Genomic DNA, 26854 nt, shown 5'->3' on the forward strand with positions numbered 1-26854 from the left:
TTAGACAAAACATACTATGATACGATAGAATGAAATAAGAGGAATATTCACTTAATGATGCGGATTATAAGATTAGGTTTCGGAAATAGGATGGAGGTGTTTGCGGATGGTCGAATCAATCCGACAAATTCCGCTTCTACCGTTACGTGGTTTACTTGTTTTTCCTTCAATGGTGTTACATTTAGATGTTGGAAGACGTAAATCAGTGCAAGCGATAGAGCAGGTTATGGAAGAAGATCGTGAAATATTGTTAGCTACGCAAAAAGAAATCTCAATTGATGAACCAATGGACGATGAGATTTATAAGGTAGGAACAATTGCAAATGTAAAAAATGTACTAAAATTACCGAATGGAACAGTTCGTGTTCATGTTGAAGGATTAAGGCGAGCACGAATTGAAAAATATATGGAGCATGAAGACTATCTTTTGGTAGAAGCAGCTGTTTTAGAAGATGAGGAACATCAGCCGACAACAGAAATACAAGCATTAATGCGAAATATTATCACAATGTTCGAGCAATACACAAAAGTATCAAAAAAGGTATCAAATGAGACAGTTACAATTGTGAAAGATATTCATGACCCAAGTCGTTTTGCGGATATTATTGCTGCCAATTTGCCGTTGAAATTAATGCAAAAGCAAGACTTGCTCGAGTCAACGAATGTGAAGCAACGTCTAATTAAATTGATTGAAATTTTGAATAATGAACAAGAGGTACTGGGATTAGAGAAAAAAATTGGACAACGTGTTAAAAAATCAATGGAGAAAACGCAAAAGGAATATTACTTACGTGAACAATTAAAGGCGATCCAAAAAGAGCTTGGTGAAAAGGAAGGACGTACAGGGGAAGTCGCCTCTCTTCGGGAGCAAATTGAAGAAGGGGACATGCCTGATAATGTGAAGGAAAAAGCATTAAAAGAGCTGGATCGATTTGAGAAAATGCCAGCTAATTCCGCAGAAAGCTCTGTGTTACGTACGTACCTTGATTGGCTTATTCAACTACCATGGACATACGAAACAGAGGATCAGCTTGATGTCATTCGTGCTGAGGAGATATTAAATAAAGATCATCACGGATTAGAAAAAGTAAAAGAACGAGTGCTAGAATATTTAGCAGTCCAACAGTTAACAAGAGAATTGAAGGGACCAATTCTCTGTTTAGCAGGCCCTCCGGGAGTCGGTAAGACTTCTTTAGCTCGTTCTATTGCTCGTTCGCTTGAGCGGAAATTTGTCCGTATTTCACTTGGAGGAGTTCGTGATGAAGCTGAAATTCGTGGTCATCGGCGCACGTACGTTGGGGCAATGCCCGGTCGAATTATTCAAGGAATGAAAAAAGCCCAGTCGATCAACCCGGTCTTTTTATTAGATGAAATTGATAAAATGGCTAATGATTTCCGTGGAGACCCTTCTGCTGCATTGCTAGAAGTATTAGATCCCGAACAAAATAATACGTTTAGCGATCACTATATCGAGGAATCGTACGATTTATCTAAAGTGATGTTTGTAACAACAGCGAACAATATTGCCACAATTCCTGGCCCATTGCGTGATCGTATGGAAATTATCTCAATTGCTGGTTACACAGAGGTTGAAAAGATCCAAATAGCAAAGAACTATTTATTACCTCGTCAAATGAAGGATCACGGTTTAACAAAAGGTATGCTACAAATGAAAGATGGGGCAATTAAGAAGGTTGTACGTTATTATACAAGAGAAGCTGGTGTACGAAATTTAGAACGGCAAATGGCGACAATATGCCGGAAGGCCGCAAAGAAAATCGTATCAAAGGAAAAGAAACGCGTTATTTTAACAGAAAATACAGTTGAAACTTACTTAGGAAAACCGCGTTTCCGATATGGTCTCGCTGAAGTAGAGGATCAGGTTGGAGCTGCAACGGGGCTAGCTTATACAGCTGCAGGTGGTGATACCCTATCTATTGAGGTATCCGTTGCACCTGGGAAGGGAAAGTTGACTCTCACTGGTCAATTAGGAGATGTCATGAAAGAATCTGCTCATGCTGCGTTCAGTTATATTCGTTCACGTTCAAATGAACTAAATATTGATCCAAGCTTTCATGAACAAAATGATATTCATATCCATGTCCCTGAGGGGGCAACTCCTAAAGATGGCCCGTCGGCAGGTATTACAATGGCAACAGCTCTTATTTCAGCATTAACCGGACGTAAAGTAAAAAAGAAGTTGGAATGACAGGGGAAATGACTTTGCGTGGACGTGTTCTTCCAATTGGTGGTTTAAAAGAAAAATCAATGAGTGCACATCGTGCTGGATTACAGACGATTATTATTCCAAAAGATAATGAAAAGGATTTAGAAGATGTACCTGGAAGTGTCCGAGAAGAGTTGACATATGTTCTTGTTAGTCATTTAGATGAAGTGATTGAACACGCGTTAGGAGAGAAAGATGAAAGTAATTAAAGCTGAATTAGCACATGTAGCGGTTAAACCAGAGCAATATCCAACCGGTCATTTACCGGAAATTGCGTTATCAGGCCGCTCGAATGTGGGGAAGTCCTCATTTATTAATAAAATGATTAATCGGAAATCGTTAGCTCGTACATCACAACGTCCTGGTAAGACGCAAACATTAAATTTTTATGAAATTAATGAACAGCTTTATTTTGTTGATGTGCCGGGGTATGGTTATGCGAAAGTACCGAAGTCAGAACGCGAAGCATGGGGAAGAATGATCGAGACATATCTTGAAAACCGCCCAGCGTTAAAAGCGGTTGTCCAAATTATTGATGTGCGTCATCCGCCAACTGCTGACGATAAAACGATGTATAAATGGTTGAAGCATTTTGATATGACAGTTATTGTTGTAGCGACCAAATGTGATAAAATCCCTAAAGGAAAATGGCAAAAGCACTTAAAAATAATAGAAAAAGAATTACAAAAGGAAGAGTCTGATCCATTACTGCTGTTTTCATCGGAAACAGCGTATGGAAAAGAACAAATTTGGAAAACGATTTTGTACTATTGTTCATAAATGATTAAAGAGAACCTGCTAAAGTTAAGAATGTAGGTTCTTTTTTAGTATACATAACTAGTAACATTCATAGAATAAGTTCCGGAAGCAAGGTAGTTGAATTAGTTAAATTATTAGATTATAATAATTATTATAAAAGAATAGATTCATGAACTGTTCACAATTTTTTTTGAGCTCGAAGAGAGACATGTTATAATGTTGAGTGAACTAGGAGTTTAATGATGAATTGTAAAGAATAATAAAAATAAATAATGATGATGTATGGATATGAATTAAGGGGTGAACGTCAGGATGCATATTATTGTTGCTGGATTTAATTATAAAACAGCACCTGTTGAGTTGAGAGAAAAATTTGCATTTCAACAGTCAGAGCTTCCTAAGGCGTTATTACAGCTAAGACAAATGAAGAGTATTTTAGAGTGCACAATTGTTTCGACATGTAATCGGACAGAAGTGTACGTTGTTGCTGATCAACTTCACACAGGTCGACATTATACAAAAACATTTTTAGCCGATTGGTTTCAGATGGCGAAGGAAGACTTCACTCCTTATTTAGATATTCGTGAAAATGAGCATGCGGTTGAGCATTTATTCCGTGTTGCCTGTGGATTGGATTCGATGATTCTTGGTGAAACACAAATCTTAGGTCAAGTGAAATCAAGCTTTTTACTAGCACAAGAAGAAAAAGCAACGGGTACAATCTTTAATCAAGTATTTAAACAGGCTATCACATTAGGAAAGAAAGCACACACGGAGACAGAAATAAGTGAGCATGCTGTTTCGGTAAGTTATGCAGCGGTAGAACTTGCAAAAAAAATCTTCGGTCAATTTAAAGGCAAGCAAGTTTCTTTGCTAGGTGCTGGGAAGATGAGCGAATTAACAGCTAAGCACTTACATGATAATGGGCTGAAGAGATTACGGTCATAAATCGCACGATTGAAAAAGCTCAGATATTGGCTGAGCAATTTCGTGGAGAAGCGAAGTCTATTTCTGAGTTAGAACAAATGCTAATTGATGCTGATGTTTTTATAAGCTCAACAGGCTCACGCCATTTTGTTGTGACAAAAGAAATGATTGCCCAAGCGTTAAAAAAGCGTAAAGGTCGTCCACTATTTATGGTAGATATCGCTGTTCCTCGTGATTTAGATCCTAACATTGCTGATTATGATAATGTTTATTTATATGACATTGATGATTTACAACATATCGTTGAATCTAATTTAGCCGAAAGAAAGCAAGAAGCAGAAAAAATTGAGCTTATGATTGAAAAGGAGCTTGCTGATTTTGCCCAATGGTTAAATACACTTGGTGTCGTTCCAATTATAACCGCATTACGTACTAAAGCTCTTAACGTACAAGCAGATACAATGGAAAGTATTGAACGCAAGCTTCCCAATTTATCGGAGCGAGAAAAGAAAGTACTTCGTAAGCATACAAAGAGCATTGTTAATCAACTGCTTCGTGATCCGATCACTCGCGTAAAGGAATTAGCAGGTGAGGACGATGCTGACCAAGCACTAGAGCTTTTTACTAAAATTTTTGCACTTGAAGAGGAATTAGCCTCTCTAGAGGAAGAAGAGCGCATAGTGAAACTTGAGAAACAGTGGGAAGAAAGCAAGAAAGAGTATGTAACCCTTGCAACGAAGCGTAAAGCGGTTGTCCGTTCTTAAGAAAGAAGGACTGTTTATGAATTGGATTTATCCTATTACAATTGTTTTATATAGCTTTAGTGTATTCGGCTATTTTCTTGATTTTTTACAAAACAACCGGAAGGTCAATCGGATGGCCTTCTGGTTGCTTTCGATTGTATGGCTTTTGCAAACAACGTTTTTTATTATTCGATTGTTTGAATTAGATAGAGTACCACTCGTTACACCGTTTGAAGGATTGTTCTTTTATGCGTGGCTTGTCGTCACTCTATCATTAATCATTAACTGGTATTTTCGTGTCGACTTCCTCGTTTTTTTCACAAATGTAATTGGTTTTAGTATGATGACCTTTAGTTTATTCACCCCTGATCTGGAGGTACCCCAAGCTTTGTCGGAGTTGCTCGCATCAGAATTACTCATCATACATATTTCAATGATTTTCCTTTCATACTCAGGTTTTACGGTTGCATTTGCGTGTCAGCTTATGTATGTCATGCAGCATCATATGTTGAAAAAGAAAAAGTGGGGAAAGCGTTTAGGACGTTTTGGTGCATTATCTAGACTAGATTCAATTTCTTATTTTTCTGTGCTGGGAGCATGGCCTTTATTATTTATAGGTCTTATTCTAGGTTTCGTTTGGGCGTACAGCCAATTAGAAAGTCTCCCATTTATGGATGTAAAAGTTATCAATTCATTACTCGTTTTGTCGATCTATGGGGTTTATTTATACTTGCGAGTGGTCAAATTGATAAGAGGTTATAATATGGCTTTACTTGCGATAGCTGGCTTTTTAATTTTGTTAATTAATTATTTCTTGTCAGGTCAATATTCAAAATTTCATTTTTGGTATTAAGCTGACAAATTGGAGGATAAGCATGAGGAAAATTGTCATCGGATCACGTAAAAGCAACTTGGCTTTAACGCAGACAAATTGGGTTATTGATCGCTTATCAGCGTTAAATGTGCCCTTTGAATTTGAGGTTAAGAAAATTGTAACAAAGGGTGATCGCATTTTAGATGTGACGCTTTCTAAAGTCGGTGGAAAAGGACTGTTTGTTAAAGAGATTGAACAATCTTTATTGGAAGGGGAAATAGATTTAGCAGTTCATAGTATGAAAGATGTCCCATCTGTATTGCAACAACCATTTACACTGGCTGCTATTACAGAACGGGAGGATCCTCGCGATGTATTGATTTCCAATGATCATATTAAGTTAGCTAATTTACCTACAGGAGCAATTGTTGGTACGAGCAGCTTAAGACGCTCAGCACAGATTTTAGCAAAACGGCCTGACTTAACCGTCAAATGGATTCGTGGTAATGTTGAAACCCGTTTACGTAAGCTAAGAGAAGAGGATTTTGACGCGATTATATTAGCTGCAGCTGGTTTAAAGAGACTTGAATTTCCCGAAAATATAGTAACTGAGTATATAGAGCCTCAGTGTGTGTACCAGCTGTCGGACAGGGGGCACTTGGATTAGAATGTCGTACTGATGATTATGAATTAATAGAACTGTTACAAAAGATTCAAGATGAACAGACAGCTAAAGCTGTAACTGCTGAACGTACCTTTTTGAATCAGATGGAAGGGGGATGCCAAGTTCCGATCGCTGGATATGCAACTGTTAACGGTGAAGAAGTAACGTTAACTGCACTTGTTGGCTCTCCGGATGGACAGATATTGTTGAAAGAAACGGTTAAAGGCTCTGACCCCGTTTCAATTGGAATGGAAGCTTCTACTAAGCTGATAAAACGTGGAGCAAAGGATATTTTGGATCAAGTTAAGAAAGAGCTTGATCAACAATGAGTGAACGACCATTAATTGGTCATCGAATGTTAGTGACACGAGCAAAAGAACAAGCATATGTATTATCAAATGCCATTAAAATGGCAGGAGGAGTTCCGATCGAAGTACCACTAATTGCCTTTCGTGCAGTTAATGAACAGTTGCTAAAGAAGGAAATGAAGCGACTATACGAATACGATTGGCTCATTTTCACGAGTGCAAATGGTGTGCGATATACATTACAATCATATGCAGAGCATATTAAACAATTTCGAGATCATTTTCAAATTGCAGTAGTAGGTGAAAAAACAGCAGAAGCCTTACTAACTTACGGTCTAATGGCAGATTTGCTGCCGAGTGAATATGTGGCAGAAGATCTGCTAGATACATTACACAGTAAATTAAAACCAACCGATAAAGTTCTGGTTGCACGTGGTCAGTTAGGAAGAGCAACGTTAATAAAAGGCATGGTTAGAAAAGGTATAGAGGTAAAAGAAATAGTTGTATATGAAACGTATTGTCCTACAAACCATCTAGAATTCAAATGTGCAATGCAGCTCGATCCTACGTTTCTCATATTTACTAGCTCATCAACTGTACGTCATTTTGTTCAATTATGTTCTGACATAGGTATAGAGTTATCTAGCATCTCAAGTAAAATTGCTTGCATTGGACCAATCGCAAAGAAAAGTGCGATGCAATCAGGTTTAAAAGTAGATGTCATGCCACGTGTTTATACTATTGAGGCACTAGTTGAGGAGATCATTACTTATTTAGAGGAGGAGAAAAGAAATGGATCTACAATTTAAACGCCATCGACGTTTACGTAAAACAAAGGCGATTAGAAATTTAGTTAGAGAGACACATTTACATACTGAAGATTTGATTTATCCGATTTTTGTGACGGAAGGATCAAATGTGAAGAATGAGGTACCATCAATGCCGAATGTTTTTCAGTGGTCTTTAGATTTACTTGATGATGAAATTAAGTCAATTGTCGATTTGCAAATCGAAGCGATTATTGTTTTTGGCGTTCCTAGTGAAAAAGATGAGGTAGGTTCATGTGCCTATGAGGAACAAGGAATTGTTCAACGAGCTATTCGCCAAATAAAAAGTAATCATCCCGAATTAACAGTCATTGCCGATACGTGTTTATGTCAATTTACAGATCACGGTCATTGTGGTGTAATTGAAGATGGAACAATTGTGAACGATACAACGTTAACCTTATTAGCTAAAACAGCTGTCTCACAAGCAGCTGCTGGGGCTGATATTATCGCACCTTCTAATATGATGGATGGCTTTGTTGCGGCAATTCGGGCAGGGCTAGATGAAGCGGGCTACATAGATGTACCGATTATGTCTTATGCTGTTAAATATTCATCAGCCTTCTACGGACCATTCCGCGACGCAGCCCATAGTTCTCCGAAGTTCGGCGATCGAAAGACTTATCAAATGGACCCTGCTAATCGTTTGGAAGCGATTCGAGAAGCACAATCAGATATGGAAGAAGGAGCTGACTTTTTCATTGTAAAACCAGCACTATCTTATTTAGATATTGTCCGTGAAGTGAAAAATCATGTCAGTGCACCAGTTGTTGCCTATAATGTAAGTGGAGAGTATTCAATGGTGAAAGCTGCGAGTGAGCATGGTTGGATAAATGAAAAAGAGATTGTGCTCGAGAAATTAATTAGTATGAAACGAGCAGGTGCTGATTTAATTTTAACGTACCATGCAAAAGATGTTGCGGCGTGGTTACTAGAAGAATAAGGAGGGAAAAAATGACTAGTTTAGAAAGGTCAAAACAAGCGTTTGAGGAAGCAAAGCCTTTAATGCCAGGTGGCGTGAACAGTCCAGTTCGTGCTTTTAAATCAGTTAAAATGGATCCAGTATTCATGGAAAAAGGTGAAGGAACACGAATTTATGATATTGATGGCAATGAATATCTTGATTATGTCTTGTCATGGGGGCCTCTTATTTTAGGACATGCCGACCCAAAAGTCATTTCAGCTTTAAAAGAGACTGCTGAAAAAGGGACAAGCTTTGGTGCACCAAATCAGCTTGAGACAAAGCTTGCAAAGTTAGTAATTGAACGAGTACCTTCAATAGAGGTTGTGCGAATGGTTAACTCTGGTACGGAAGCGACGATGAGTGCACTTCGGCTAGCACGTGGGTATACAGGTAGAAGTAAAATCTTGAAGTTTGAAGGCTGCTATCATGGGCACGGTGATTCCTTATTAATCAAGGCAGGTTCAGGAGTTGCGACGTTAGGACTTCCTGATAGTCCAGGGGTACCGGAATCAGTCGCCCAAAATACGATCACCGTCCCTTATAATGATTTAGAAAGCGTTCGTTACGTCTTTGAACAATATGGTGATGATTTAGCGGGTGTGATTATTGAACCAGTTGCTGGTAATATGGGGGTTGTCCCACCTTTGCCGGGCTTTTTAGAGGAACTTCGAAAGATCACGGAAGAGAACGGTACATTGCTTATTTTTGATGAAGTGATGACAGGTTTTCGAGTTGGTTACAATTGTGCACAAGGGTCATTTGGGGTTACTCCAGACATCACTTGCCTTGGAAAAGTGATTGGTGGGGGATTACCTGTCGGAGCTTACGGTGGAAAAAGAGAAATAATGGAACAAATAGCCCCTAGTGGTCCTATCTATCAAGCGGGGACATTATCTGGAAATCCTCTTGCAATGTGTGCGGGATACGAAACATTATCACAATTAACACCAAACGATTACGAAAGATTTGAACGTCTAGGAAAACGGCTTGCGGATGGACTGTCAAAGGCTGCGACAAAATACGAAATCGCACACACGGTTAATCGTGCTGGGTCAATGGTCGGTTTCTTCTTTACAGATGAAGAGGTCATTAATTTCGAAAAAGCTTCTACATCTAATCTGGAGTATTTCACAACTTACTTCCAAGAGATGCTCAAACAAGGCATTTCACTTCCACCTTCTCAATTTGAAGGAATGTTTTTATCAACAAAACATACGGAAGAGGATATTGATCAAACGATTCAAGCAGCAGAAAAAGCATTTGCGGTCATAAAGAGCTCATAATGATATAAATGGAAGAATGTTCTCATAAAGATTATTTGAGAGCATTCTTTTCTTTTATTATATGAATGAAGCGTGAGTGTTATTTGTGCAGTGTTACAGTTAAAAGAAAGGAGCTATATCCAATTGATATGATACACGGAAAGAAAAGCTGCTTTCTGTGTTTTTCTTATATTGTTAGCATAAACGGCAGGGACTTGTCATAGAGTGATATTGTACTGAATAGGAACGTATCATTTTGACAAGGAGGAATGAAACGTGTCATTTGAACATCCATCGAAACTATCGTTTTCAATTGAGGAATCGGTTTGGTTGAATAAAGGTGAAGAAGTAGAAGAAGTGCTTGGGATGTCATTAGAACCAGAGATTGTCATTGAGGAACGGGATCATCATGTCTATATCCGCGGGGGATTACGTCTATTAGGAGAATATCGTTCAACTGATAATGAAACGATTGCGGAAGGAGGATCTTTGGAACAGCAAGTCACTTTTCGTTCAGTGAAAGATGTGGCAGTGTCATCTAATGGTATCGGAGAAATAAAGCACTACTTTCCGATTGATGTCACAATTCCTAGCAATCGAATTCAAAATTTAGATGATGTGTTTGTTCAAGTTGAATCATTCGATTATGATCTACCTGAACCAAGCTGCATTCAGTTGACAGCTGATATTGCGATTAGTGGGATGACCTATAAACATGAAGAACGAACAGAGGAAAGAGTAGAATCGGTAGAAAGTACAGCTCCAACTGCTTTTTCGTTTGAAGCAAAGAAGGAGCAAAGTATTCAAAAACAAAGTGAAGTAAGGAAAGAAGAACAGGTGGAAAGACTTGAGGAGGTAGATCTGAAGCAGATAGATAATGAAGAATCAGATCTACTAAAAGACGAAGAGCAAGAAAAACAGTTAGTGAACGAAGATCATGGAAAAGTAGAAGACAATGAGAGCGAAGAAGTACTAGTAGAGAATCAAGATGAAGAAAAGTTAGATCAAAATGAAGAAGAGCTAGTTCGTGAAGAATACAATGAAACGCAACCCGAGCTGAATGTTCATTTTTCATCTAAGGAATTCGATGATATTCCATTAAACGAATCAAATGAACCTAGTAATCAAAAAGACGTTATTCATCATGAGCAAGAAGTGCAAGAGGAAAAACCTCGTGAAGAAAATGCATTGTATTTAACTAAGATGCTTTCGAAGGGTGAAGAAAGGTTTTCAAAATGGAAAATGTGCATCATTCAAGAGAATGAATCATTAGAAACGATTGCCCAACGTTATGATATTAGTTTGAGTCAATTAATACGTATGAATCGTCTTCAAGGTGAACAAGTTGAGGAAGGGCAAATTTTATATATACCTGTATCGGTAGAATCTTAAAGGGGTCGTCTTATTATGTTAATCGACTTATTAAAAGAGCAATATAATTGGGTTGAGGGGCGTTTTATAGATAATGATTTAATAGAAACAGATAAAGGCTTAAAACGAATTCGATATTGGTCTGACAAACAGCTATTAGATTGGCATATAAATTGGCGTGATCACTGTAGTGACACGCCTTATCTACTAGTTGATCGAATGCTACGGACAAAGGAGCAGCAACCGTTTGTTTCATTTGAAGGTGCATATGTAACTGTCCATGACGAAATTGTTGAACCTTTCTTAATAAAAGGACAAGAGTCGGCTGTAGCTAGTGCTCTTGCTACATTTATTCATTATGGGTTGAAAGTAGAAAGTAATAGAGAGCAGCATAGCTCTACACACCTTGAAAAAGAGTTGTTTACAGCAGACCATATGTTCCTAGAAACTGAAGGACTAACGGATTATCACTTTTATCGGAAAGAAGCAATACGTAGAGAAGAAAAGGCTGCTGCCCTTCTGCAAACGACTAAATCAACTCGTTTACCAACCCTTGATCCAATTCTATCCGTGAAACAAGTTAGAACAACTGCTAATGTTTTATACTGGGTCGGAACGATGGATGAACCGATAAAAGGTTATGTTGGCTTGGATCAGTTTTTTAGGGAAATGTTTTTACAAGTAGGAGAGAGTTCAAGTAGGAAGCTTATTGAGCATTTAATTGAAAAGCTTGATCGAAATCAGGCAATTCAGTTGCTAGCTGAAATTGTGAAGCCTAATGAATGGAACAATTGGAGCCAGCATGTTGCATTGGATAATAGCCGTTTGGCTGAATCGTTTCAGCGGATGCAAGAGCAGTGGGAGATAACAAAACAACTCGTTCAAATAATCAGTATGACGATCGATAAAAAGAAGGTGTCGATTTCATGAGCTATGAATCTATTTTGTATTATTACGATATATATCCAATTGAGATTGAAGAACTAGGAAAAATTAAGAAAGTGACAACAAATCGTGGGACGTTGCTTTAAAGGAATCACCATTTCAAGACAGCAAGCAGATGAATTTATTCACTCTTTAAAAAATTAATGAAGCATGGCTACAATAAGTTTGTTCCAATATTACCGACAAAGTATGGCGAATATACGGTATCAACGAATACGCATACGTATTATGTTATGCCGTGGATTGAACCAGTTGAATATACTGCACGCGAATCAATGGAGGAAAAGCTAGCAGGTCAGCTAGGGATTATTCATCGGATATCAGTAAAAACCCAACCTTTTTTAAAGGAAAACGTAGATCAATCGTATAATCAGTTATTACAGCGCTGGGAGCTTCGTCGCCTTGAATTAACACGTTTTGCTGATCAAGCAGAAAAGAGAACGTACATGTCTCCGTTCGAATTAACATTTTTAACACATGCATATATGTTAGATCAAATGGCTGAAACAGCGAAGGGATATTTGAAAAAATGGTATGAGCTCTGTTTAGAGAAAGAAACGTATCGAACTGTACTATGTCATGGTAGAATGCAACGATCCCATGCGATTTTTAATCAAGAAAATGAACCGTATTTATTAAATTTTGAACGTGCGTCTATTGATACACCAGCTCGCGACTTAGCTAGCTTTTGTCGCTATAGTTTTTCAAAAGGTTTTTGGACTGATGAGGATATTTTAACATGGTTTATGAGATATGAACGTCATTTGCCATTGCTTGAAGAAGAGAAGTACTTAACTTGTGCTTACTTGAATTTCCCTGAACCAATTGCCTATGCTGTTGAATCGTACGTTCATTCACATAAATCAATGAAAGAGCTGGAGCATGTCCAACGTTTAGAAAAACGATTAATGTCAATGAGGAGAATACAAAGGGTAACACAAAAGTTAATCATTATTCCTGATAAAGATTAAAAATACAATTATGAGGGCACTGTAGAAGGTAAAACTACCTTTTACAGTGCCCCTTTAAGGCATTACGAAATTGCAAATTCTAGTAAGTTAAAGGTTAATCGATAAAAGAACGGCTAAAGTTGCTAAACCTATCATTATACGAGTTTGATCAGAGTATTCATTACTGGTCCTTTCTATCTAAATGTTATATTTGAAAATAGATCTATTGTCTCTATACATGTAACGAGTATACGTTGATCTTCTTAAAAAGCACTTAAACGAAAAAAGGAGCGAATGCCCATTTTAATTAAGAAGCAACTTCGCTCATTCTGTCATTGTTATAGTAATCTCAACTTTAACGAACAATATAATACAATCATTAACGTTAACAAAATAACATCAAATGTTGTAGGAAATAATAATGTCCGAATAAGTTGAAAAATAATTAGAGGCACTAAGATTTGCAGAAACAATAGCTTACACTTCATCCACCAATTTGGTGGTCCGTGGTAGGGGTGATATGATCGAAATCGTTTGTTAAACATGTTCATCCCACTTTCTCAAGCTTTCATACTACTACGTTATGTTACTTGCTTAGTTTGGGTGATTAGCATGTTTAACGAAGTGAAAATATGGATATAGCTGTTCTTGACGTATCGTTAAAGATAAACTAAAATAGTACCAAATAATGAATGTGAAGATTAGGAAGAGTAGGCTCGGAACCTTTCAGAGAGAGAAATCAGTTGCTGAGAGATTTCTTAAGATGTACGAGTTGAATGTCGCCTAGGAGCAGCTGAGCTGAACAGTAAGTAGGCTCGGACGGAGCTGACCGTTAACAGACTGAGGTGTGTAGTGCTTTAGTATGGCTACAAACAAAGGTGGTACCGCGAATTAAACTCTCTTCGTCCTTTGGATGAGGGGGTTTTTTTGATTGTACAGATTTAGGGAGTGATTTGTAGTTACGTATACTTCCTATTAGTGCAATTGAGGCAATATTTAAAGAGAGAATAATGATTACATAAAGAAAGATGGAGGTTAGTTAGATGGAAAATCAGGAACATACAATGCAGACAAAATACAATCCACAGGAAACAGAAGCGAAATGGTACTCCTATTGGCTTGAAGGAGGATTCTTCAAAGCAAAAGGTGAGGAAGGTAAGGAAGCATATTCGATTGTTATCCCACCACCAAACGTAACAGGGAAGCTCCATTTAGGCCATGCTTGGGATACGACCTTACAAGATATTTTAGTTCGTATGAAAAGAATGCAAGGCTATGACACGTTATGGTTACCAGGTATGGACCATGCTGGAATTGCTACTCAAGCGAAAGTTGAAGCAAGGCTTAAAGAGCAAAAAACGAATCGATATGAGCTTGGTCGCGAAAAGTTTCTAGAAAAATCATGGGAATGGAAAGAGGAATACGCTTCATTTATACGCAATCAATGGGCAAAGCTTGGTCTTTCGTTAGATTATTCGCGAGAGCGTTTTACCCTTGATGAAGGATTATCAAAGGCGGTAAGAGAAGTTTTTGTTAAGTTATACGAAAAAGGGCTAATTTATCGAGGAGAATATATTATTAATTGGGACCCTGAAACAAGAACAGCTCTATCCGACATCGAGGTTATTTACAAAGATGTTCAAGGTGCATTTTATCATATGAATTATCCATTATCAGACGGCACAGGATCAATTGAAGTGGCAACGACTAGACCTGAAACGATGCTTGGTGATACAGCCGTTGCTGTACATCCTGATGATGACCGTTATAAGCATTTAATTGGTAAGACAGTTACATTACCGATAGTCGGTAGGGAAATTCCAATTGTAGCTGATGATTATGTTGATATGGAATTTGGTTCAGGGGCTGTAAAAATTACACCTGCTCATGATCCGAATGATTTTGAGCTTGGAAATCGTCATAATTTGGCTCGGATTTTAGTCATGAATGAAGATGGATCGATGAACGTAAATGCAGGTGAATATCAGGGATTAGATCGTTTTGAATGTCGTAAGAAACTAGTAAGTGATTTACAAAAGCAAGGTGTTTTGTTCAAGATTGAAGAACACACACACTCGGTTGGGCATTCAGAACGAAGTGGGGCAGTTGTGGAGCCTTACTTATCTACGCAATGGTTTGTTAAGATGCAGCCATTAGCAGATGCAGCCATTGAGCTACAAAAATCAGATCAGGAAAAAGTTCACTTTGTTCCAAATCGCTTTGAAAAAACGTATTTACGTTGGATGGAGAACATTCGCGATTGGTGTATTTCCCGTCAACTATGGTGGGGACACAGAATCCCAGCATGGTATCATAAAGAAACGGGCGAGGTATATGTTGGTCATGAAGCCCTAAGGATATCGAAAACTGGGATCAGGATGAAGATGTATTAGATACGTGGTTCAGTTCTGCTCTTTGGCCATTTTCGACAATGGGCTGGCCTGATGAAGAAGCAAGTGATTACAACCGCTTTTATTCAACGGATGTACTTGTGACAGGTTACGATATCATTTTTTTCTGGGTATCTCGAATGATTTTTCAAGGATTGGAATTCACAGGTAAGAAACCGTTTCATGATGTCTTAATCCATGGACTTGTTCGTGATTCAGAAGGCAGAAAATGAGTAAGTCGCTAGGGAACGGTGTTGACCCAATGGATGTTATTGAGAAATATGGTGCTGACTCACTACGTTTCTTCTTGTCAACTGGAAGTTCCCCGGGAAATGATTTGCGTTTTTACTGGGAAAAGGTCGAATCAACATGGAATTTCGGTAATAAAATTTGGAATGCATCACGCTTTGCCTTAATGAATATGGATGGGTTAAAAGTCGAAGATATCGATTTAACGGGCGAAAAATCAATCGCTGATAAATGGATATTAACACGTTTGCAACAAACAATTAAAGACGTAACACGTTTGATGGATGCGTACGAGTTTGGTGAAGTTGGACGGATTTTGTATAACTTTATTTGGGATGATTTTTGTGATTGGTATATTGAAATGGCTAAGCTCCCATTATATGGTGAGGATGAAGCTGCAAAACATACGACACGTTCTGTACTAGCATATGTTTTAGATGAAACGATGCGATTATTACATCCGATGATGCCATTTATTACCGAGGAAATATGGCAACACTTGCCGCATGAAGGCGAATCAATTACTGTAAGTTCATGGCCTGTAAAAAATGACGACTTCATTTTTGAAGATGCTGTGAAGGATATGGATTTGTTGAAAGAAATTATTCGCTCTGTACGTAATACCCGTGCGGAATTAAATGTACCGATGAGTAAACAGATTGAACTTTTAATTCAAGCGTCATCAGATGATGTACTTGATCAATTAACACGTGGTAAAAGCTATATTGAAAAGTTCTGTAATCCTGCAACGTTAACGATGGCTACTGGATTAACAGCACCTGAAAAATCAATGTCACAAGTGTTATCAGGAGTCGAACTATATTTACCATTAGCTGGGCTATTGGACTTAGATGCCGAAATTTCACGTTTGGAAAATGAGCTCAAAAAGCTTGATAAAGAAGTGGAACGTGTAGATAAGAAACTTAGTAACGCTGGCTTCCTAGCTAAAGCACCCGAAAAAGTAATAGAGGACGAAAAAGCGAAAAAGGCCGACTATGAAACAAAGCGGGAAGCTGTAAGAACTCGTATTTCAGAGCTAGAAGGATAACAGCAAGTAGACGAGAAGGTGATTTCATAACAAATGAGTTATGAAATCTCCTTTTTAATGAACACAGTTTTCGAGAATCATTCAGCTTGACAAAGTTTAAAATAAAGAAATAAATACAGAGTTAGAGTTAAGGGGATGACATCATGAAAAGTGGTGAAGAAGCAATTGAATGGATTCATGGTCTATTGCAATTTGGCGTTAGACCAGGACTTACGAGAATGGAAATTCTATTAGAAAAGCTCGGTCATCCAGAACAAAAGTTAAAAGTGATCCATGTAGCTGGAACGAATGGCAAAGGTTCAACGGTAAGTTTATTAAGTCATGTATATGAACAAGGTGGATATAAGGTAGGTACTTTCACTTCACCATATATAGAGCGATTTGAAGAAAGAATCTCCTTAAATGGTCAACCAATTTCTGAGGGAGATCTCGTTTACTGTGCAAATAAAGTACGGAAATGTGTTGATGAGCTTATAAGAGAAACGGGAGATCAGCCTACAGAATTTGAAGTTATTACATTAATGGCGTTTGTATACTTTGCTGAAAAAGCGAATCCAGATCTCGTTTTATTAGAAGTTGGACTAGGTGGACGGCTTGATTCGACTAATGTTGTTACACCACTCGTTTCAATCATTACATCAATTGGATATGATCATATGAATATACTTGGGGACACATTGGAGAAAATCACTTTCGAGAAAGCGGGAATTATAAAACAAGGTGGAATCGTCGTTTCCGGCGTTAAACAATTAGAGGCAAAAAAGGTTATTGAACAAGTTGTAAAAGAGAAAGGTGCAAGTTATTATCAGCTCGGCGAAGATTTCACAGTAGATTTTATTCATAGCACCGCAGATGTTCAACAGCTTCATTATAGCGGAGATAAGATATATGACGTTAGTATTCACTTAAGAGGTCCACACCAACGTGATAATTCAGCAGTTGCAATAAAGACCATTGAGTTATTACAAAATAGAGGGTTTCCATTAGATATACATAAGATAAAAGAAGGGATGAAGCGTACTTCGTGGATCGGGAGATTTGAAGTTATTCAAAATAACCTCTTATCGTATTAGATGGAGCTCACAATGTTGAAGGTATTCAAGCACTTGCCGCTACTTTAAATCAGCATTATCCAAATAAAAGGTATCATTTTGTGGTCGCGATGACAAAGGAAAAAGATGTGCGTACAGTTATTCAACCATTAGATCGTCACGATTGCTCAGTTACATTTACAACATTTCCATTTTATCGTGCTGCCAAAGCAAACGACTTATATAAGAACTCAGCCTATTAAAGGCAACGTCACAGGTGAACGAAGATTGGAAGAATGCATTGTTAGAATCGAGCAAAAAACTAGATGATCAAAATATGTTAATTGTTTGCGGTTCGTTGTACTTTATTTCGAACGTCAGGAAGTGGCTAAATGTTAGAACTTAGAGGTTTCCTCTAAGTTTTTTTAGTTTGCCACTTCAGATTTTTCCAATTTTTGATTATAATATAGTAAAATCAATTGAAAAGTTAGTTTATACTCTATTTGTCATGTATCCCCCATCCTTCTATAAAAGAATCCCCATTAAAAACATTATCGTTCCCAAAAAACATTCGACAGTAAAACTATTAGATTGAGGTATTTTATAATGGATCATTTGATAGTAATATTCGTATTGGCACTAGGACTTATTTTAGGTTCATTTTATAATGTTATAGGTTTACGTATTCCAATTGGAAAATCAATCGTCTGGCCAAGATCGCAATGTTTTAACTGTAAGCGATCTTTAACAACAATTGAGCTAATCCCACTGGTCTCTTTTATCCTTCTTAAAGGGTGTTGTCAAAGTTGTAAGAAAAAAATCTCGGCGATTTATCCTCTAGTTGAACTTTTAACAGGTTTATTGTTTTTAGTAGCTTATTTCCATTTAGGTTTAACAGCCGAACTCCTCGTTGCTCTACTACTTATTTCCCTTCTGATGATTATCACCGTTAGTGACATTCGCTATATGATTATTCCTGATCGAATTCTACTTTTTTTCTGTCCTGTCTTTCTGTTATTGCGTTATACAATTGCACCTGCTTCCAATGCGTTTGAATCATTAGCAGGGATGTTAGTAGGATTTATAATGTTGTGGTTAATTAAAACGATCAGCCATGGACGTATGGGTGGAGGTGATGTGAAGCTGTTTGCAGTGCTAGGGATTGTTCTTGGGTTAAATGGTGTTCTGCTAGCCTTTATGTTGTCTTGTTTTTTTGGTGCACTCATCGGTGGAGTTGGAATGATGCTTGGTAAGGTTAGTAAAGGACAGCCAATATCATTCGGCCCTTATATTGCGATAGGTACTATGGTTACTTATTTTTTTGGCTCCTTTTTAATACAATTATATATAAGTCTTTTAAAATAAGAATTGAACTTCGTTTTATATTTTTAAACGTTATAATATTTAGATAATATCTTCTCAATTCATAGTTCTATCATATACAATTTATTAATAGAATACAGTATAGCAATTAGACATGATAGAAAGGGGTGCAAATAAAATGGAGCAAAAGAAACAGTCGATTTCCGTACGTTTAAATGGTAAAGAGCATAATGTGCAAGAAAAAACCATTGTGACAGATGAAAGAAAAGATACTAAACATCCCTTTATACCACCCCAAGATAATGTGATTGATTTTGGTGAGAAGCAGGAAGTGAGAAAGCAGAGTGAGCAGCCATTCTGGATGATGGCAATCGTGAAACGGGACCAAAAATACCATTTAAACGAAAAAAGAAACCATATTCACAAGGTAAAACGTTTCCGTATATGTTAGTTGCAGCATTAGGCTCAGCGATTATAGTGGGGGTTAGTCTAGGTTTAGTCATTTTAAATATGTTTACCGGGCAAAATGGTGATGTTTCTTATGAAGCGGAACAAACAACAGGAGCAATTCCAAGCTTTACTGAAGATAAAGAAGGAATGCCTAATCTATCTTTAGAAATTGTGCAAGGGGCTGCATTTACTGATTTGGAACAAGCTGAGAAAAGTCGTGATGCAATTATGGATCAAGGCTTTGCTGCAACATTGACAAGTGAAACTGAACCTATTTATATGTTCATTGGTGTAGCAGGTGATCGTGCTCAAGCAGCGAAAATAAATGAGATTTATGAAGGCTACGGCCAAGATACGTATTTAAAATCGTATGGTGTTGAGGGACAGAATGTGAGCGGACAAGCACCAGAATTATACGAATGGTTTACAAATGCGATTAGTCTGTACTATGATATGGTACAGCTCTCTATAGACGGTTTAAACGGAGGGACGATGATTACGAGTGAGCGAATAGATCAGATTGAGAATGCTTTTGATTCTTTACAAGATAAACGTAATCAGGCGTTCGCCCCTTTAGAGGAGGATGTTCAACCAATTGCATTAACAATGGGCGATCAATTAATGCAAGCGAAGGATGAATTGAAAGCTTATGCTTCGGATGGTAATGAAGAGAATTTGTGGAATGGTCAACAAATATTATTAGACACTATGATTACCTATGAGGAATTTATCCATATGCTTAACTAGGTGCAGTAAGGTTAGTAAAATGATCATAGAGGTATTTCAAAGTACTACTTTGTGATACCTCTCTTTAGCTTATTTATGGAATAGGAAAGGCAATATATTCATTTTATGAAATTATTAATACTTTCGTTTCCCCCATTGTTAATTATCAGTCAATTTGGTATTCTTAATAATACCTTGTACAATAGTATAAAACTTATTGTCGAGGTGACCCTTCATGAAGCCATTCATTTTAGCCTCACGTTCCCCGAGGCGACAAGAACTCCTAGAACAGATGAATCTTTCTTTTATTGTGAAAGCTAGTGAAAAAGAAGAAAAAGTCGATGATGCTTTGCCGCCACATGAACTTGTGATGGCATTAGCCGAGCAAAAGGCAGAAGACGTTTGGAGACAGGATCAAAAAGAAATTGTATTAGGAGCCGATACGATTGTTTACGATCGTGGCCAGGTCCTTGGTAAGCCAGTTGATGAATATGACGCAAAACGTATGCTTGAACAATTATCAGGTCGGTCTCACCAAGTGTATACCGGTGTAACAATTTATTCTGAGCAGAAGACGGTTCGATTTTTCGATTATACGGATGTAACGTTTTATTCGCTAACGTCAGAAGAAATCAATTGGTATGTAAAAAGTGGAGAGCCATTTGATAAAGCTGGTGCTTATGGCATCCAAGGGCTTGGTGCTTATTTTGTGCAAAGAATGGAAGGTGATTATTATACAGTAATGGGATTGCCGCTAGCAAAAACAGTACGTGCATTACGAGCATTTGCGATTGATCCTCTCTAAAAAAATATTTGCTTCCTCACACGGTCGATCCGACATTTGAGAGGAGTGCTTCGGATTTGAACCGAGTAAATGCTACTACGTTACTTATAAAGGATGTACCCCATTCTGAACGACCACGTGAACGTATGTTAAAGTTAGGTCCTTGTTCCCTATCAAACCAAGAGATCATTGCGATATTATTACGTAATGGTACAAAAAACGAATCTGTTCTTCAACTTGCTCAGCGTGTACTTGCTGCCTTCGATGGTCTCGTCCATTTAAAGGAAGCGGCTATTGAAGAGTTATGTCTAATTAACGGAATTGGTGAAGCGAAAGCGATAGAACTTGCTGCAGCAATTGAACTTGGCAGACGGATTCATTGTATAAAAACAGGAGAACGGTATGTCATTCGTTCTCCTGAGGATGTCGCTAATTATGTGATGGAGGATATGCGCTTTTTGCAGCAGGAACATTTCGATTGCCTCTATCTAAACACTAAGAACCAAGTTATTCTTCGTAAGACGGTTTTTATTGGCAGTTTAAATGCAAGCATTGTACACCCTAGAGAGGTGTTCAAAGAAGCGTTGAAGCGATCAGCAGCTTCGATCATTTGCTTGCATAATCACCCATCAGGTGTGCGCCTGTACGGTATGGTTTATTAGCAATCTTGATTTAGAATTCTTTGCATGATTCTATGGTCACCCTCTTACCTTATGAGGAAACGGAGTAAGGGACAATAGCATGATGGGAAAAGGAGAAGAGACGACGAAACGATCTAGTCGAGTCCGTTCTTCAGACCAAGTAATGTATGGTAAAGGCTAAACTGCTTGAATCCTAGATGGATGTGTGTAGGGTGCACCATTGTCTACGGTCGTTAATAGGCAATGTAGGTAGGATACTATGTATCACCTGAACATACGTTATAGCAAAGACTACCTTGCAGTTCTCAAGTTGAGAAAAACGTCAAACGGGATACCTAACCATTACGTATCTAATAAATGATATAATTCAGGGATTGCCTAAGTGCAATGTTTGCATAGGGTAACGGATTCTCCGTAGTACTCAACGTCTGCTTGTAATGAGTAAGTCATGGGGAAGGGAGAAAGATTGAACGATCGTCTAAATGGGAAGGAGTCATGAAGATGGCACGAAATCCATTGCAACAACTAGACGTGATAAAAAATGCTTCGTTACAAAACCGTAAAATCACTGATTGTTACCGGCTTCTTTATAATCATTTATTATGGGAGCATGTACTTTATAATCAACAAAATAAAACTAGGTTGAATCATATTGAAATAGAGCTATTATGCTGTGCATTAAGAAAGGGAGACTTCTTGACCATTACGTCTTCATTACGCCGGCTCAAGGCATTAATGAATGTTATAAAGATAGTGTTGTTGACGATCTATCCCCCTTATGATAGGAGATATCGCAATTGTGCTGTCTATGATGATGTTCACGAAGCATTATTTCACCTAAGACGAGTCTTTCCAGCTGTTACATGGTATATTGAAGGGACAATTCAAGAAGGAAATGAGCAGCCGCTACTATTAGAGTTTTTAGCGAAGAAAATTGACGATCGCCGTTTTTTAGCTTTGCTCTCAGTGGTTTTTGAGTGGGAGAAACAGTATTTTTCGGATAAAACTCCTTTATTGAGCATATGTATAAACTGCTATTTACAACAATTAGATCAATTGATTGTTCCTTTACAGCAACAATCGAATCACATTTACTATGTTCGTTGTCATTCACACTTTCGAATCGGGGTGGTCGGAAGAAAATTAGTGGCAAAACATATTCTTAAAAGCATTAAAAGTGAAGAGATTGTTCAAATAAGCTTACAAATCCGTCATGTAACAGATTCTTCTCGCTTTCACCAGTATGATATGTTAGCTAAGAGGCATCCTAAAACAAGGCTGTATTTTATGAAGTATTTGATCCCATATTATGAAATGAAACGGTTTATTCAACTTAAAGGATATGGAATATAGAAAATAGGAAAATTTATCATCGACCTCACTTATCAAACAAATCGGAAATTGATATTCTGAATATCTATAATAATGAACTTGATCGCTTTGTTCGTTTATACAGGCTAGCTTCTAATCATTCACAGCTTACATTACTGTTCTTTTATGCTGAGGGAAGCTTTTTAAAGACAATCGCTTATAAACGGAAAACGACGGTTCGTAAAGTGGCTAAAAGCATGAGAAAGTATAGGCAAGGCTGCTTAACGTTATTAGATAACGGACAAGATGATAAGGAAGTTATGTATCGTTTGTTGAAGTACAGTGATTTTAAGGAATGAAGTGTTTATAAAGGTCAATCGGCGAGCCGTATACTTTGAAAGAGGTACGTACGGTTCTGAGGGAGATATGTGAAACCTGTGAATTTTTAAAAGGCGCACATGATCGACCCTACGATCCAACGCCAAGCCGTGAAGATATTGAAGTAACAAAAAGACTTACTGAATCAGGGAAAGTACTAGGTATTGATTTACTTGATCACATTATTATAGGTGATCATCGTTTTGTTAGTCTTAAGGAGAAAGGTTACGTCTAAAAAATTCAAAAAGATCGTCCGTTTTGAGGATAGCGTAGGAGAGGTAAGAGTGGTAACATAGAGAATGGTAAGTTAACTGCTTATGACTTTTTTTTAGAATTCGGGGAACGGAAGCTATTTTTTTTCGCGAATTTCGATATAATGAATCGTACGATTTCGGATATAATTGAAGGGAGATACATAGATGTTTGGTGGTTTTTCAAAAGATATAGGTATAGATTTAGGTACAGCTAACACACTTGTATATGCAAAAGGGAAAGGGATTGTTGTACGTGAACCGTCAGTTGTCGCTTTACGAACTGACACAGGTTCAATTGAAGCAGTAGGTAATGATGCGAAAAACATGATTGGGCGTACGCCAGGGAATATTGTTGCAGTACGACCTATGAAGGATGGGGTTATTGCTGATTTTGATACTACAGCAACAATGTTAAAATACTTTATTCGTCAAGCATTAAAAAATCGTTCTTTATTTACACGCAAGCCGTCAGTCATGGTATGTGTTCCATCAGGTATAACTGCGGTTGAGAAGCGTGCAGTTGAAGATGCGACGAAACAAGCAGGAGCGAAAGAAGCATACACGTTAGAAGAGCCATTTGCAGCAGCGATTGGTGCAGATCTTCCAGTTTGGGAACCGACGGGTAGTATGGTTGTTGATATTGGTGGCGGTACGACAGAAGTTGCGATTATCTCATTAGGTGGGATTGTAACAAGTCAATCGATTCGAGTTGCTGGTGATGAAATGGACGATGCAATTATTCAATACGTTAAGAAAAAATATAATTTAATGATTGGGGAGCGTACGTCTGAATCATTGAAAGTAGAAATTGGGTCTGCAGGAGATCCAGATGGTGTTGATGATATGGATATTCGTGGACGTGACTTATTAACAGGTTTGCCTAAAACGATTACGGTTACGGCAGAAGAAATATCAGGAGCACTGTCTGATACGGTATCAATAATCATTGAAGCCGTTAAAAATACATTAGAGCAATCGCCACCTGAGCTTGCTGCCGATATAATGGATCGTGGAATTGTCTTAACTGGTGGGGGAGCGTTATTGCGTAACCTTGATCGTGCTTTAAGTGATGAAACAAGTATGCCTGTCGTTGTTGCGGAGAATCCATTAGACTGTGTCGCAATTGGAACTGGTAGAGCATTGGAAAATCTCCATTTATTCCGCTCTAAAAATGGTATTACATCACGATCAGATCGAAAATTGTAAGTAGGTGTCGGTGATGTCATCTTTCTTCTCAAATAAAAAGCTCATTGTTCTCCTTGTCGGTATAATTATTTTAGTTGGCCTGATCGGTTATACAATGCGTGATCGAGAAACCGTATCTGGCCCAGAACAAGTGATAAGAGACTCTGTTGCTTGGGTGCAGACAGTCTTCATGAAACCCGCATATTCAATTGCGGGTTTCTTTGAAAATATTCAGGATATTAAGCAAGTCTATGACGAGAATCAATTATTAAAAGCTAGATTAGATGAGTACGCACAAATTTCAATTGAACGCAACACGTTACGTAATGAAAATGAGACTTTGAAAAATATGCTTGATCTCGAAGAAAGCTTAAACGATTATTTACTTCGTTCGGCTGTCGTCATTCATCGAAATCCTGATCGCTGGACAGAATATATTGGTATTAATAAAGGTACGGAACACGGAATTCAGCCTAATATGGGCGTTATTGATTCAAAAGGTGGATTAATCGGTAAAATTCAACAAGTGAGTGAATTCTCAGCAAGGATTCAGTTATTGAGTGACAATGATCGGACAAACCGGGTATCAGCAATGATTTCTTCAGATCAAACGATTAATGGCTTTATTGAAGGGTATGATGAAGACAAAGGTTTGTTAATTATGCGGATGATTGACCTTGAAGCAGAAATCGAAGAAGAGGAAATTGTAACGACGACAGGGATGGGCGGAGTATACCCAAGTGGGATTTTAATAGGTGAAGTTGTTAGTGTTGAACCGGATGAATATGGACTGACGCAAAATGCTTATATTAAACCGACAGCAGACTTTTATTCATTGGATTATGTGTTTGTAATAGAACGAGCAAGTACATCGCTTGATCCTGGGCTGTTAGAGGAGGAAAGGTAGTGAGTCGAACTTATATTCCTATCGTTGTATTCCTCTTCTTTGTGATAGAAGGAACTTTAGTACAGCTGTTTGTTCCGCATCATCATGAGTGGTCATATGTCTTTGTTCCACGATTTATGATTGTATTTATCATATTAATCGGTATCCATATTGCCCGATCAGTAAGTTTAGTATATGGACTCATCATTGGTTTAATGTACGATGTTGTTTATACACAGCTTTTAGGTGTTTATACTTTCGGCTTTGCCTTAATTGGCTATTTCTTCGTTTTTCCATATAAACAAGTTCAGGACCGCTTTTTATTACAGTTGGCGATCATAGTTATTGCAATATCCTTTTTTGAATACTATCAATTCGGGCTGTATATGTTAATTGGACTTAACGATACATTGCATAATGTATTTTTACAAGAACGTTTATTGACAAGTGTTGTTTTTAATCTTACTTTTGCCATTTTATGCTATTATCCATTTCTAAAGTTAATGGATTATGTTCAGAGTCAAGAGAGATTGAGAACAAGATAAAACCTTTTTTCTTAAAAGAAAAAGGGATTCTCTTTTTTAATGTTGAATGTATAAATGTACGATGTACGTTAGACGTATTGTGTTTAAAGCGGGCCCTTCACCTTCATTGAATGTAAATTAACACAATACGCATTTTATAAACACAATATCAAAATAGGAACACAAAAGGTAAGGGAGACAGAGGTGAACACGGTGATGGTTCCGAACAAACAACATGTTACGATTAAAGGGACAAAAGAAGGTTGGTCTTTTTGTTAGATGATCGTTGTTCCTATGAGCTATTAATAAATGAATTAAAGGAAAAGCTTACTTCTAAGCATTATCAACTATCAGATGGTCCCAATTTACTTGTAAAGGTTGAAAGTGGATATCGTTATTTAAAAGAAGAGCAAAAAGAAGAAATAGAAGCGATTATTACTGATGGCCGTAATCTCGCTATAGAAGTGTTTCATTCAAACGTTATTTCACTGGAAGAGGCTAAGAAGATTCAGCGGAAAAATCAAACGGTCACACTTACAAGTATCGTCCGTTCAGGGCAAGTAATTGAAGTTGATGGTGATATTATATTAATTGGTGATGTCAATCCAGGTGGAAAATTGCAAGCATCTGGCAGTATATACATAATGGGTGCATTACGAGGGATTGCTCATGCTGGCATAAAAGGGGATCATTCAGCTGTTATTTCAGCATCAGTGTTAGATCCTTCTCAGTTAAGGATAGCAGATAAAGTGAAAATATTTGATCCATCGCCAGATGAAGCAATTATGACATCTGCATATATTGATCATGAATCTCAATCATTAAAAATAGCTAGAGTTCAGCAACTTGTTCATACACACCGGCATCTAAGTAAATCTTTAGATCAGGTAATGGAATAGACAGAAAGGGGTTA

At 37.7% G+C, this 26854-nt stretch carries 20 protein-coding genes, 6 pseudogenes and 1 other annotated feature; all 26 genes and pseudogenes read left to right on the plus strand.

All coding sequences use genetic code 11. The features are described 5' to 3' along the window. Nucleotides 1–106 precede the first annotated feature (106 nt). Nucleotides 107–2436: pseudogene (lon, locus tag JCM19034_RS05375) on the plus strand (endopeptidase La). After that, nucleotides 2423–3007 (plus strand): ribosome biogenesis GTP-binding protein YihA/YsxC, encoded by a 585-nt coding sequence (yihA, locus tag JCM19034_RS05380; protein WP_062047901.1) that lies wholly within the window; start codon nucleotides 2423–2425, stop codon nucleotides 3005–3007. Before lon ends, yihA begins: the two are co-directional and overlap by 14 nt. A gap of 291 nt (nucleotides 3008–3298) precedes the next feature. Continuing rightward, a pseudogene (hemA, locus tag JCM19034_RS05385) lies at nucleotides 3299–4677 on the plus strand (glutamyl-tRNA reductase). Between the two features lie 16 nt (nucleotides 4678–4693). Beyond that, nucleotides 4694–5509 (plus strand): inner membrane protein YpjD, encoded by an 816-nt coding sequence (locus tag JCM19034_RS05390; protein ID WP_062047902.1) that lies wholly within the window; start codon nucleotides 4694–4696, stop codon nucleotides 5507–5509. Between the two features lie 22 nt (nucleotides 5510–5531). Then, a pseudogene (gene hemC, locus JCM19034_RS05395) lies at nucleotides 5532–6463 on the plus strand (hydroxymethylbilane synthase). Beyond that, nucleotides 6460–7251, plus strand: coding sequence for a uroporphyrinogen-III synthase (locus JCM19034_RS05400; protein WP_062047904.1), 792 nt, complete (start codon nucleotides 6460–6462; stop codon nucleotides 7249–7251). Before hemC ends, JCM19034_RS05400 begins: the two are co-directional and overlap by 4 nt. Beyond that, nucleotides 7235–8212: a porphobilinogen synthase gene (gene hemB, locus JCM19034_RS05405; RefSeq protein ID WP_062047906.1), complete on the plus strand. Its 978-nt coding sequence runs from the start codon at nucleotides 7235–7237 to the stop codon at nucleotides 8210–8212. Before JCM19034_RS05400 ends, hemB begins: the two co-directional genes overlap by 17 nt. Nucleotides 8213–8223: 11 nt before the next feature. Next, nucleotides 8224–9516 (plus strand): glutamate-1-semialdehyde 2,1-aminomutase, encoded by a 1293-nt coding sequence (gene hemL, locus JCM19034_RS05410; RefSeq protein WP_062047908.1) that lies wholly within the window; start codon nucleotides 8224–8226, stop codon nucleotides 9514–9516. A gap of 255 nt (nucleotides 9517–9771) precedes the next feature. Further along, nucleotides 9772–10887, plus strand: a complete 1116-nt coding sequence (gene spoVID / locus JCM19034_RS05415) for a stage VI sporulation protein D (RefSeq protein WP_062047909.1) — start codon at nucleotides 9772–9774, stop codon at nucleotides 10885–10887. A gap of 15 nt (nucleotides 10888–10902) precedes the next feature. After that, nucleotides 10903–11796, plus strand: a complete 894-nt coding sequence (locus tag JCM19034_RS05420) for a hypothetical protein (protein WP_062047911.1) — start codon at nucleotides 10903–10905, stop codon at nucleotides 11794–11796. Between the two features lie 134 nt (nucleotides 11797–11930). Then, on the plus strand, nucleotides 11931–12782 hold the full coding sequence (gene ysxE, locus JCM19034_RS05425) for a spore coat protein YsxE (protein WP_269431665.1): 852 nt from the start codon (nucleotides 11931–11933) through the stop codon (nucleotides 12780–12782). A gap of 667 nt (nucleotides 12783–13449) precedes the next feature. Then, nucleotides 13450–13674 (plus strand) — a binding site (T-box leader). 130 nt (nucleotides 13675–13804) lie between these two features. After that, nucleotides 13805–16448, plus strand: a pseudogene (locus JCM19034_RS05430) (valine--tRNA ligase). A gap of 143 nt (nucleotides 16449–16591) precedes the next feature. Further along, nucleotides 16592–17521 (plus strand): folylpolyglutamate synthase/dihydrofolate synthase family protein, encoded by a 930-nt coding sequence (locus JCM19034_RS05435; RefSeq protein WP_231686815.1) that lies wholly within the window; start codon nucleotides 16592–16594, stop codon nucleotides 17519–17521. Nucleotides 17522–17610: 89 nt separating this feature from the next. Next, nucleotides 17611–17742, plus strand: a complete 132-nt coding sequence (locus JCM19034_RS23950) for a hypothetical protein (RefSeq protein WP_269431659.1) — start codon at nucleotides 17611–17613, stop codon at nucleotides 17740–17742. Between the two features lie 343 nt (nucleotides 17743–18085). Beyond that, a complete protein-coding gene (locus tag JCM19034_RS05440) occupies nucleotides 18086–18844 on the plus strand; it encodes an A24 family peptidase (protein ID WP_062047913.1) in 759 nt (252 codons plus the stop codon). Between the two features lie 136 nt (nucleotides 18845–18980). Then, nucleotides 18981–19253, plus strand: coding sequence for a hypothetical protein (locus JCM19034_RS05445; RefSeq protein ID WP_062047915.1), 273 nt, complete (start codon nucleotides 18981–18983; stop codon nucleotides 19251–19253). Further along, nucleotides 19247–19999, plus strand: a complete 753-nt coding sequence (locus JCM19034_RS05450; RefSeq protein WP_062047917.1) for a hypothetical protein — start codon at nucleotides 19247–19249, stop codon at nucleotides 19997–19999. The genes JCM19034_RS05445 and JCM19034_RS05450 overlap by 7 nt, the downstream gene beginning before the upstream one ends. Nucleotides 20000–20213: 214 nt before the next feature. Then, a complete protein-coding gene (locus JCM19034_RS05455; RefSeq protein ID WP_062047919.1) occupies nucleotides 20214–20783 on the plus strand; it encodes a nucleoside triphosphate pyrophosphatase in 570 nt (189 codons plus the stop codon). A gap of 56 nt (nucleotides 20784–20839) precedes the next feature. After that, complete coding sequence (radC, locus tag JCM19034_RS05460; RefSeq protein WP_269431660.1) at nucleotides 20840–21424, plus strand: DNA repair protein RadC; 585 nt, start codon at nucleotides 20840–20842, stop codon at nucleotides 21422–21424. Nucleotides 21425–21904: 480 nt separating this feature from the next. After that, nucleotides 21905–22756 carry a hypothetical protein gene (locus JCM19034_RS05465; protein ID WP_062047921.1) on the plus strand — a complete coding sequence of 284 codons (852 nt, stop codon included), beginning with the start codon at nucleotides 21905–21907 and terminating at the stop codon, nucleotides 22754–22756. An 11-nt stretch (nucleotides 22757–22767) separates the two neighbouring features. Then, nucleotides 22768–22965 (plus strand): annotated as a pseudogene (locus JCM19034_RS24640) (group II intron reverse transcriptase/maturase); the annotation flags it as partial. A gap of 155 nt (nucleotides 22966–23120) precedes the next feature. Continuing rightward, nucleotides 23121–23327 (plus strand): annotated as a pseudogene (locus JCM19034_RS05470) (JAB domain-containing protein); the annotation flags it as partial. Nucleotides 23328–23511: 184 nt separating this feature from the next. Further along, nucleotides 23512–24552, plus strand: a complete 1041-nt coding sequence (locus JCM19034_RS05475) for a rod shape-determining protein (RefSeq protein WP_062047922.1) — start codon at nucleotides 23512–23514, stop codon at nucleotides 24550–24552. 13 nt (nucleotides 24553–24565) lie between these two features. Beyond that, nucleotides 24566–25438, plus strand: coding sequence for a rod shape-determining protein MreC (mreC, locus tag JCM19034_RS05480; RefSeq protein WP_062047924.1), 873 nt, complete (start codon nucleotides 24566–24568; stop codon nucleotides 25436–25438). Then, nucleotides 25438–25962, plus strand: a complete 525-nt coding sequence (mreD, locus tag JCM19034_RS05485; protein WP_062047926.1) for a rod shape-determining protein MreD — start codon at nucleotides 25438–25440, stop codon at nucleotides 25960–25962. The genes mreC and mreD overlap by 1 nt, the downstream gene beginning before the upstream one ends. Before the next feature lie 251 nt (nucleotides 25963–26213). After that, a complete protein-coding gene (gene minC / locus JCM19034_RS05490; protein ID WP_231686816.1) occupies nucleotides 26214–26840 on the plus strand; it encodes a septum site-determining protein MinC in 627 nt (208 codons plus the stop codon). The last annotated feature ends 14 nt before the right edge of the window (nucleotides 26841–26854 follow it).

Origin of the sequence: Bacillus sp. JCM 19034 (assembly GCF_001310635.1) — a bacterium.
GTDB lineage: Bacteria > Bacillota > Bacilli > Bacillales > Bacillaceae_D > Halalkalibacter.